Here is a 10,515-nt window from a genome sequence, read left to right on the forward strand (position 1 = left end):
CTGGCGTCTATACTTCTATAATATATCCGATACTACTTTTATGATTAAAACTATTACTGCAGCACTATCCTTTTTTCTGCTTATCACGCTGGCTACTTTTGCTCAAGCTCAAATCACTACTACTGTTTCAGGTAAAATTATTAACGGCAAAGACAAACTTCCTGTAGATTATGCCACCGTTGCAATCAGGAGTCTTCAGGATTCTAGTGTGGTAGGCACAACCAATACAGAAAAGGATGGCTCGTTTAAGGTAAACGGTTTAAAAGATGGTAGATATCGTCTGTATGTAGCTTATCTTGGCTTAAAAAGCACCACAAAGGATTTTACCGCCAATGGCGCTCCGGTACAATTAGGTGCAATTGAAATGGAGAATTCAGGACTTGACCTGAACACCGTGGAGATAGTGGGTGATGCACCACCGGTTAATGTCAAAAAAGACACCATCGAATTTAATGCAGGCTCTTATAAAGTGCGCGAAAATGCCGTGGTGGAAGATGTGTTGAAGCGTCTTCCAGGTGTGGAAGTGGCCAAAGATGGTTCTGTAAAGGCACAGGGCGAGTCTATTACCAGAATTAAGGTTGATGGAAAAGAGTTCTTTGGTAACGACCCCTTACTGGCTACCAAAAACCTCCCTGCAGATATGATTGATAAGATTCAGGTCATTGATCAAATGTCTGAGCAGTCACAATTTACCGGCATTGATGATGGTAACCGCGAGAAAGTGATTAACATTACCACTAGAAAAGATAAAAAGAACGGGATTTTCGGGAATAGCACTGTCGGTTATGGATCTGATGACCGTCGCGACATAAATGTTAACATCAACAAATTTAACGGCGATCAACAAATGTCGGTGGTGGCACAATCTAATAACGTAAATAAACAAAACTTCGGCGGCGGCGGAGGTGGCGGTGGAAGAATGCAGATGGGTGGTGGCGGTGGCGCTGGCCAGCAAGGTATTACCACTACAAACGCTGCAGGTATAAACTATGCCAATATCTTTAAGAATAAAACAGAAATCAACGCCAGTTATTTCTTTAATAATACCTCGTTATTTAACGAACAACAAAGTCTGCGTCAAAATTTATTGGGCAACACAACCACTACTTTCGCCAATAACTTAAACAGTACAAACGAACGTACCAATCATCGTTTCAATTTCTTGCTCGACACTAAGATTGATTCAACCCTGTCCATAAAACTGCAACCTAATTTCAGCCTCACCAATTCCGACCTGATCCGAAACAGTAATTACGTAAATAATTACGAGAACTTCGAAACTGTTGGTGATCAAATGTTTAAAACAAACGCATCTACGCCATCTTTTGGCAATAACTTACTAGTCAGAAAGAAATTTCAGCGCCCGGGCCGTACGATATCCTTAAATGTAAACACCAGTTTTAATCAAAGTGATTCAGAAAACTATAATAACATACAGAATTATACCACCAATTCTTTAGGCACTTCACAGGAATTTACTAACCAGTTTAACGATTCGGAAAGTAAATCTATTAACAATACCTCCAGGTTAGTGTATACCGAACCGCTATCAAGAACTTTAAGCCTCGAATTTAACTACGAGAACCGTTATAATTTTTCCGATTCAGAGCGTTTTACCTATAACTTTAACCCAATTACCAACAGGTACGACCAGATAGATGATACGTATAGCAATACTTACGAAAATACGACTTTAACCAATGCTGCTGGTTTCAGCTTTAACCAAACAGGCCAGAAATACACCTGGAATGCAGGCTTGGCTGTGCAACACACGGATCGTGAAAATGCCAACATTACTACAGGTAACATCATTAACCAAAGCTTTTATAACCTTACTCCAAGTGCGCAGTACCGTTATACATTTAGCAAAAGCAAACGGTTAAGAATTAACTACCGTGGTAATACACAACAACCTAGTATTTCTCAAATCCAGCCAATTCCTGATAATACTGATACGCAGGTAATTCCAGTGGGTAACCCTAATTTAAGGCCATCTTTTACCAATAATTTAAGTGTTTTTTATAACAACTTTGACTTTGCCAACTACCGTTCTCTATTCGTTTTTGTGAACGCCAATCAAACCATCAATGCTTTTGGTAACAACAGTACCTTGATTGCCAATGATCCTGATTCGACCAGAAATGGTAAAATTGCGGTATTGCCTGTTAACGTAAAAGGCGTGTACCAGGTAAACGCGGGTTCATTTGTTGGTCTTCCTTTAATTAAAGGCAATAAACTGAACCTGAACATCAACTTAAATGGTTCCTACGGCAGAGGGGTCAACTTTACAAATTCCATCGAAAACATTTCCAATGATTACAGTATCACCAATGGTTATAAGCTGGTATCGGTATTTGACAAGCTTGATTTTACTGCAGGTATCAACGGAACGATGTACCGCAGTACCTATTCGGCCAACCCTAACCAAAACACTACTTATTACACGCTGAGCCCAACTTTAGATATTAGCTACCTTTTACCAGGCGATATTCGCATTGCTGCTGATGTAGATTATTTTCAGAACACAGGCAGGGGTGCGGCTTTCGATACCAATTACACCCTGTTAAATTCATTTGTGAGCAAGCAGTTCTTTAAAAACAAAGGCACGTTGAAGTTTGCCGTTAATGATATCCTTAATCAAAACCAGGGGATTTTGCGCACTTCGAACAATAATACCATTACCGACTTGAACTACAACGTTTTAAAGCGTTATTATATGGTTTCATTTACTTATGCATTGAACCGTATGGGTGGAAAGAATATCGATGGTCCGCCGCAACGCGAAGGAGGCCGTCCGGGAATGCACAGGAGGATGTAAGGAAGTGATAATTATTTGGAATTATTATAAATAAAGGGTAATTTGCGGAAAATTAAAGATAAATGAAACTATCGCAACTGGGTAAAGGTGAAACTGGGACAATCGTGGCATTCACTGATCTTGAAATGTCTGTTAAACTAATGGAAATGGGCTGTTTGCCAGGCGAAATCGTCGAGGTAGAGCGTTTTGCTCCATTGGGTGATCCTATGGCCATCCGCGTTGCTGGTTATCAACTTTGTCTGCGTAAAGACGAAGCGTCTATGATTATAATTTCTTAAAAGATTTGGTAGCAGATATAAAAATTGCCCTGGTTGGGAATCCTAATACTGGGAAATCAACACTATTTAATTTACTTACCGGACTCAACCAAAAAATAGGGAACTTTCCTGGTATTACTGTCGACAAAAAAGTTGGCTATTGTAAATTACCGAATAAACAGGTCGCAGAAATTATTGACCTGCCGGGTACTTATAGTTTATACCCCAAAAGCCGCGACGAGGGTATTGTTTTTCAGGTGCTTGCCGATAAACATAACCCAGTACACCCTGATCTTGTGGTGCTCGTGGCTGACGCCACAAACCTGAGACGTAACCTGTTGTTGTATTCACAAGTGGCTGACCTAGGTTTGCCGGTTATTCTTGTGCTGAACATGATGGACATGGCCAAAAAGGAAGGCCTGGACATTGATATAAACTTGCTTGCCGAAAGATTGGGTATACAGGTGGTTGCCATATCAGCCCGCGGAAACATGGGTTTAGATGAGTTAAAAAAAGCCATTGTTAACCGCACTACCATTCCTACTCAGCTTGCCGGGGCCGATGTAAGCGTTTTAGCACCTGATGCAATTACAGCTGTACAGGGGGTGTTAAACTCCGATAATGACTATTATGCGCTGCAGATGTTACACCAACACCAGCACATTGAAAATATACCGTCCGCTGTTCATCAGGAACTGGACAAAATTAAATTGCAGTCTGAATTTGAATCTTCTAAACAACAGGCTGCCGAAACCATTTCCCGTTACCGCTATTTAAGCACTATCCTTTCTGGGGTAATTAAAGATACCGGCGCAGCACGTAAATTCGGTTTCAGCGATAAAATCGATTCCATCCTCACCCATAAAGTTTGGGGCTTCGCCATTTTTATCTTTATCCTGTTTTTCATATTTAACGCCATATTCTCCTGGTCTACTTATCCAATGGACCTCATTGAAACCGGTTTTGGCTGGTTAACAGAATATGGGCATGAACATTTGCCGGAGGGATTATTAACCAATCTGTTCCTGGATGGTATCCTCGCGGGCTTAGGCGGCGTGGTGATTTTCATTCCACAGATTGCAATATTGTTTGCATTTATATCCATTCTGGAAGATACCGGTTACATGGCGAGGGTTACGTTTATGATGGACAAAATCATGAACAAATTTGGTTTGAGCGGGAAATCTGTGGTACCAATGATTGGAAGTCTGGCTTGTGCTGTACCTTCCATTATGAGTGCCAGGAACATTGAAAGCTGGAAAGACCGGATCATCACTATTATGGTGGTGCCGCTGGTGAGCTGTGCTGCACGTTTACCGGTGTATACGTTGTTAATTTCCCTGATCATCCCTAAAGAACATCTTTTCGGATTTATTAACCTGCAGGGCTTAACCCTGATGGGGATGTACCTGATCAGCATATTTGCTGCTATTATTGTGGCTTTTGTGATGAAGTTCCTGATCAAGGCTAAAGAGAAATCTTATTTTATAATGGAGCTGCCGGTTTACCGTATGCCCCGATGGAAAAATGTGTTTTACACCATGTACGAAAAGTCTAAAACCTTTGTGGTAGAAGCAGGTAAGGTTATTATCGCTATTTCCATCGTGTTATGGGTGCTGGCCACTTATGGTCCGCCAAGCCGTTTCGAAGCCATTGATAAAAAATACGCTGCCATAGAAGCAGGACAGGATAGTGTGCAAAAGGCTACCCTGGAGCGCGACCATTCGGCCGAGCGTCTTGAAAATTCTTACGCAGGTATTTTAGGTCATGCCATTGAGCCGGTTATCCGTCCTTTAGGTTTCGACTGGAAGATTGGTATCGCATTGATTACTTCTTTTGCAGCCCGAGAAGCCTTTGTAGGTACTATGGCTACCATTTATAGTGTAGAGGGTGGTGATGAGAATGTGGATACCATTCGTGGTAAAATGGAGGCAGCCACTAACTCGCAGACTGGCTTGAAGGTGTTTACCTTTGCCACAGGTTTCTCGCTGATGCTGTTCTATGCTTTTGCTATGCAATGTATGAGTACCGTGGCGGTGGTTTATCGCGAAACGAAGTCATGGCGCTGGCCAATGATACAGGTGGCTTACATGACCATTCTGGCTTACGTGGCGAGTTTAATTGCCTATCAATTCCTGAAATAAAAGTTTATCTTCGTTCTTGTGGAAAAAGCCCAGGTACTCGCCCAATACATGCCGCCGGCTGCAGCGCCGGTAATTGCGCGCTGGATCGATTATTTTCAATGTGAATTTAAAATAGCGAAAGGTCGCCGCACCAAACTTGGCGATTACCGGCATCCTTACCAGGGTGCAGGGCATAAAATATCTGTAAATAACGACATGAACCCTTATGCCTTTCTGGTAACTACCGTGCATGAGTTTGCTCACCTGCTTACCTGGAACGACCATAAGAATAAAGTGAAACCGCATGGGCTGGAATGGAAACGTAATTTCAAGCGCATGATGAATCCCTTCCTGGAGCAGCAAATTTTTCCTGACGATATTCAGCAGGCCATTAGCCTGTATCTTCATAATCCTTCTGCCTCAAGCTGTACCAATTTACAACTATCCAGGGCATTGAAAAAATACGATCTGGCCAGTACAAATTCACGCCTGGAAGAAATCCCTCTGCATACCGTATTTACCATTAAAGATGGACGGAAGTTTACAAAAGGAGAACGCCTGCGTAAACGCTACCGCTGTACCTGCCTTGACAATGGACATGTGTATTTGTTTAGCCCCCTTGCCGAAGTATTACGCACACCTACGGGTATTTAATAATCCAGTAATTTTTCTACCGTTTCTGCCAGGCGGCTTTTAGCCAGGAAACTTTCTTCGAGGGCTTTATTCATAGGGATGGCGGTATCCAGACTAGCACATCGCATCACGGGTGCATCCAGGTACTCAAAACAGTGTTCTGCAATCCATGCCGATAGCTCGGCACCGAACCCTGAACTCAGCGTGTCTTCGTGTAATATCAATACTTTTCCGGTAGCTTTAACGGCTTTTAACACTGCTTCTTTATCCCAGGGTTGTAAACTGTACAGGTCAAGCAGATAAACGGAAAGCTCAGGATGCTGGTTAATGTAGCTCAGGGCCCAGTGCACCCCTAAGCCATAGGTGAGGATGCAAAAAGTATTCCCCTCCCTGATCACCTGTGATTTTCCAATCTCAAGCGTATAATACCCTTCGGGTACCTGGCCGGTGAGGCTGCGGTAAAGGTATTTATGTTCGAAATAAATAACCGGGTTGGGATCTTCAATGGCCGCCAGCAATAATCCTTTGGCATCATAAGGGAATGCAGGGTAAACAACTTTTAATCCGGGTGTTTTCGTAAACCAGGCTTCATTGCTCTGCGAATGGAAAGGCCCGGCACCGGTACCAGCCCCGGTAGGCATCCTGATTACCACATCGGCTTTTTCGCCCCAGCGGTAATGTGTTTTTGCTAAATTATTGACGATCTGGTTGAATCCACAGGTAACAAAATCGGCAAACTGCATTTCCACCACAGATTTATACCCTTTAATGGATAAGCCCAAAGCAGCCCCTACAATGGCCGATTCGCAAATTGGGGTGTTACGTACCCGCTGCGTACCAAAGGTGCCGGCAAAGCCCTCGGTAATCTTAAAAGCGCCACCATAAGCCGCAATATCCTGTCCCATCAGCACCAGGTTTGGGTATTGTTCCATGCCCAGCCTCAGGCCTTCACTAATCGCATCCAGGAAACGTATCTCTTTACTGGGGCCTTCCGGTGTTTTCACCTGCTGTTTGTAGGGGAAAAACATGTCTTCCGTTTCACGCTGCGGGTTGGCTTGTGGTTCTTCCTCACGAAAAGCAAGGTCTATATCCTGGTCAATTTGCTTTTTGAAACCAGCTTTTAAATCCTCGCAAATGGCATCGGTTAAAATGCCCTGTCCGTAAAGGTAAAGCTCAAAGTTTTTAACAGGATCTTTCTTTTCCCAGGTTTCCAGCAAGTGTGGAGGCACATATTTAATGCCCGAAGCCTCTTCATGGCCACGCATCCGGAAAGTTATACATTCAATCAGTACAGGTTTTGGGTCTTTTCGCAGGCGTTCAGTAACCTCGCTGATGGTGTCATACACCTCAAGGATGTTATTCCCGTCTATTTGCAGGCCCTCCATGCCGTATCCCAGGGCACGGTCTACAAGGTCTTTACAACGATATTGTTCTGAAGTAGGGGTAGAGAGACCGTAGCCATTGTTTTCAATTAGAAAGATAACGGGTAAGTTCCATACCGAAGCCACATTGAGGGCCTCGTGAAAATCGCCTTCACTGGTTGCACCCTCACCTGTATAAACTAGGGTAACACCAGGTTTTCCAGCCAGCACATCGGCAAGTGCCATACCATCGGCCAGGGCCAGTTGTGGCCCAAGGTGCGAAATCATGCCCACTATCTTGTGTTCCTGTGTACCAAAATGGAAGGAACGGTCGCGGCCTTTGGTAAAACCTGTTACTTTTCCCTGCCATTGCGCCATCAATTTCCAAAGGGGTACACCCCGGGAGGTGAAAACACCCAGGTTGCGGTGCATGGGCAGGATATAATCGTCGGCGTCCATAGCCAGCGTGCTGCCTACAGCAATGGCTTCCTGGCCTATGCCGGAAAACCATTTTCCAATACGCCCCTGACGAAGCAGGATCAGCATCTTCTCCTCGATCAAGCGGGGATAAAGCAACTGTTTATACAAATTTAATAAAGTACTGTTGTCTTTATCTTTTCTGTCAAAGCGCATGGATATACAGTTTTGTTATACTTTTTTGCTCTCCTCGTACTGTTTGGAGAAAGATTTTGGTGCTACTTCTGGCATTTCTCTGTATTTCCCCCAGATCTTTTTGAAGAGTACTTTAAGAAAGAAATTTTTCACTTTGCCACCAAACATATCCATTGTCGATCTTTTGGCCATCCCTTTCTTCCAGATCTTCCAGCCAAAATTTTCTGCCCTGGTGTTTTCATGTGCTGCCACAGCATCTCTACGGTTGGCCAGCAACATCTTGTGGATGTCGATTTTTACCGGGCATACCTCTGTGCATTTTCCACACAGGGTTGACGCGTAACTCAGGTGTTTGAATTCCTTCATCCCTTTTAAATGCGGGGTGATCATCGAGCCAATCGGACCGCTGTAAGTGGTGTCGTAAGTGTGTCCACCGATATTTTTATATACCGGGCAGGCATTAAGGCAGGCACCACAACGTATACAGTACAAAGCCTGGCGTTGTTCTTTCTGTGCAAGCAGGTTGCTGCGGCCGTTATCAAGCAGGATGACATACATTTCCTCCGGACCATCGGTTTCCCGTGGTTGCCGTGGACCGCTTAAAATAGTGTTGTACACCGTTAAATTTTGTCCCGTACCATGACTTGCCAGCAAAGGCCAGAACAGGTCGAGGTCGGCCATGGAAGGAATAATTTTTTCTATACCTACAATGGCGATGTGGATTTTAGGGAAAGTAGTACATAAACGTGCATTACCTTCATTTTCTGTCAGGGCGATACTTCCGGTATCGGCAATTAAAAAATTACCACCGGTAATGCCTACAGAAGCGCTTAGGTATTTCTCGCGTAGTAATTCGCGTGCTTTTTGAGTCAGTTGTTCAGGTGTGGCATCCAGTGGGGTGCCGAAGTGTTCATGGAAAAGCTTGGCAATGTCCTGTTTACTGAGGTGCATGGCTGGCGTAACGATATGATAGGGCGCCTGACCGAGCAATTGCACAATGTATTCGCCTAAATCACTTTCCAGCGATTCGATATTGTGTTTTCCAAGGAAATCGTTGAGGTGGATCTCCTCGGTGGTCATAGACTTTGATTTGATCACCGATGTGCCACCAGCTTTTTTGATAATGTTCAGTATTTCACGCTGGGCTTCTTCCACATCATTTGCCCAAATCACCTTGCCACCTTTGCGCTGGAAGTTAGCTTCAAACTCTGGCAGATACTTGTCCAGGTTCTCCATTACCCTCCATTTAATGACGTTAGCCTTCTTTTTAGAATTTTCCAGGTTCTCGAATTTCGATAGTCCGCGGGCAACTGCAACGTTGTATTTACCAATATTATGATTGATAATGGTACGATGGTCTAGATCAAAAGCCTTTTCATCAGCCTTTACCAAAAAATCTTCAGCAGTTTTCATCATGTTCAAATATAAATAATTAGCCTGCACCAAAAAATAAAATCATGTTTATTGCAAATTTAGCGGGAAACGGGGTTTCACATGGCGTAACAGGAGTGCAATGTAAACTGGAAATTTGGTGTGTCAACCAGGTAGATGACCGTTATAGGGGTGTTAACCCGGTGTTAAGACGCCCTTTAAAGGGCTAGAGCCGTTCAAAGGCCCTTGAAAGGCCCTTCTAAGGCCCTTCTAAAGCCCTTATAAAGCCCTTCTAACTAGGGATTCGAGCTCAATTTCAGCCTTTAAATTATTGGCACCTGGAATCGTTTCGGCACTATTCCCGGAATACTTATACATGCTAAAATTCTTATTCCTGTTTCTGTTTTACACGGGAAGTTTTTATTCCTTACACCAGGTTACATCAAACACCTTACCCGTTGGTCGAGTCATTATCCCCTTTGGTCGTTTGACCCCCTCCTGTTGTCTAATAGCCTGTTTTCTGCTGAAACGTATCGGCGCTGCTGATGTCTTAATAACAAAGATTTAAGAAAAAAACATAACCCTTATAACCATCAAAAAATTAGGAATCATGAAAACAACTATTAAAAACCTTATCGCTGCAGGTATCGCCGCCACGGTATTATTAGGAACCACTATCGCTGCAAAAGCCGATGTAGCACCAGCAAAAAGCACTGTATTATCTTCCATCAAAAACATTAGCAATATTGCCATATCCGGAAACGTTGAACTGATTCTGATTCAGGGCGCGGAAGAAAGTGTAAAAGTGTATAACGATTACTATGCAAACAACGCCATGGTACAGCACAAAGACGGACAGCTGCGTGTGAGTTCTTTTGGCAAAGAAAAACTAACTGTAGTAGTGCATGTAAAAAACCTGTCTGCAATTAGTGCTGCCGACCAGAGTACCATTAAAACCTATGGCAAATTCAACTTGTTACATTTAAGTATTTCCTTAGAAGACCAGGCGAAAGCGGATATCAATGCAAATACCGTAAGCGTGGCAACGGACATCAAGGGTGAGGCAAGATTGAACCTAAGTGGAAATACAGAAGCGCATTATGCCCACAGCGCTGCCGATAAGGGCTGCCGGTTTGCAGAAGTTACCGTTAAAGACGATAAAACCGTTTTAGAATTCATTGAATTTGCGATCAATTGTAAAAAGGACTAGATTAATGAGGTGAGGTTGCTCTTTCAGAGCAGCCTTTTTTGAATTTACATGATTTATGATGTCACCATTTGACAACAGACTACTCCGTATAGCGCCTAGTGATCTATGTTTGTAAATTCGGACAACCACT

General features: G+C 43.4%; 8 protein-coding genes. 6 read left to right on the top strand and 2 right to left on the bottom strand.

The genetic code is table 11. The features are described 5' to 3' along the window. Window positions 1–40 precede the first annotated feature (40 nt). From ACR2F3_RS07040 to ACR2F3_RS07055, 4 genes are all read left to right on the top strand, one after another. Window positions 41–2,818, top strand: coding sequence for an outer membrane beta-barrel family protein (locus ACR2F3_RS07040; RefSeq protein WP_432709275.1), 2,778 nt, complete (start codon window positions 41–43; stop codon window positions 2,816–2,818). 62 nt (window positions 2,819–2,880) lie between these two features. Continuing rightward, on the top strand, window positions 2,881–3,096 hold the full coding sequence (locus ACR2F3_RS07045; RefSeq protein ID WP_432709276.1) for a FeoA family protein: 216 nt from the start codon (window positions 2,881–2,883) through the stop codon (window positions 3,094–3,096). 5 nt (window positions 3,097–3,101) lie between these two features. Further along, window positions 3,102–5,219 carry a ferrous iron transport protein B gene (gene feoB, locus ACR2F3_RS07050; RefSeq protein WP_432709277.1) on the top strand — a complete coding sequence of 706 codons (2,118 nt, stop codon included), beginning with the start codon at window positions 3,102–3,104 and terminating at the stop codon, window positions 5,217–5,219. Window positions 5,220–5,237: 18 nt separating this feature from the next. Continuing rightward, window positions 5,238–5,852: a sprT domain-containing protein gene (locus ACR2F3_RS07055; RefSeq protein WP_432709278.1), complete on the top strand. Its 615-nt coding sequence runs from the start codon at window positions 5,238–5,240 to the stop codon at window positions 5,850–5,852. Here the strand turns inward: ACR2F3_RS07055 and ACR2F3_RS07060 are convergent. Next, a complete protein-coding gene (locus tag ACR2F3_RS07060; RefSeq protein ID WP_432709279.1) occupies window positions 5,849–7,825 on the bottom strand; it encodes an alpha-ketoacid dehydrogenase subunit alpha/beta in 1,977 nt (658 codons plus the stop codon). The two genes, ACR2F3_RS07055 and ACR2F3_RS07060, sit on opposite strands and share 4 nt — an antisense overlap. A gap of 15 nt (window positions 7,826–7,840) precedes the next feature. Next, window positions 7,841–9,220 (bottom strand): LutB/LldF family L-lactate oxidation iron-sulfur protein, encoded by a 1,380-nt coding sequence (locus tag ACR2F3_RS07065; protein ID WP_432709280.1) that lies wholly within the window; start codon window positions 9,218–9,220, stop codon window positions 7,841–7,843. 41 nt (window positions 9,221–9,261) lie between these two features. Here ACR2F3_RS07065 and ACR2F3_RS07070 point away from each other — a divergent pair, with 41 nt between their 5' ends. Both ACR2F3_RS07070 and ACR2F3_RS07075 read left to right on the top strand, forming a co-directional pair. Then, entirely contained in the window at window positions 9,262–9,405 is a 144-nt protein-coding gene (locus ACR2F3_RS07070; protein ID WP_432709281.1) for a hypothetical protein, read from the top strand. A 380-nt stretch (window positions 9,406–9,785) separates the two neighbouring features. Further along, complete coding sequence (locus tag ACR2F3_RS07075) at window positions 9,786–10,385, top strand: GIN domain-containing protein (protein WP_432709282.1); 600 nt, start codon at window positions 9,786–9,788, stop codon at window positions 10,383–10,385. Window positions 10,386–10,515 lie beyond the last annotated feature (130 nt).

The sequence above is a fragment of the Pedobacter sp. genome, assembly GCF_045627485.1.
GTDB lineage: Bacteria > Bacteroidota > Bacteroidia > Sphingobacteriales > Sphingobacteriaceae > Pedobacter.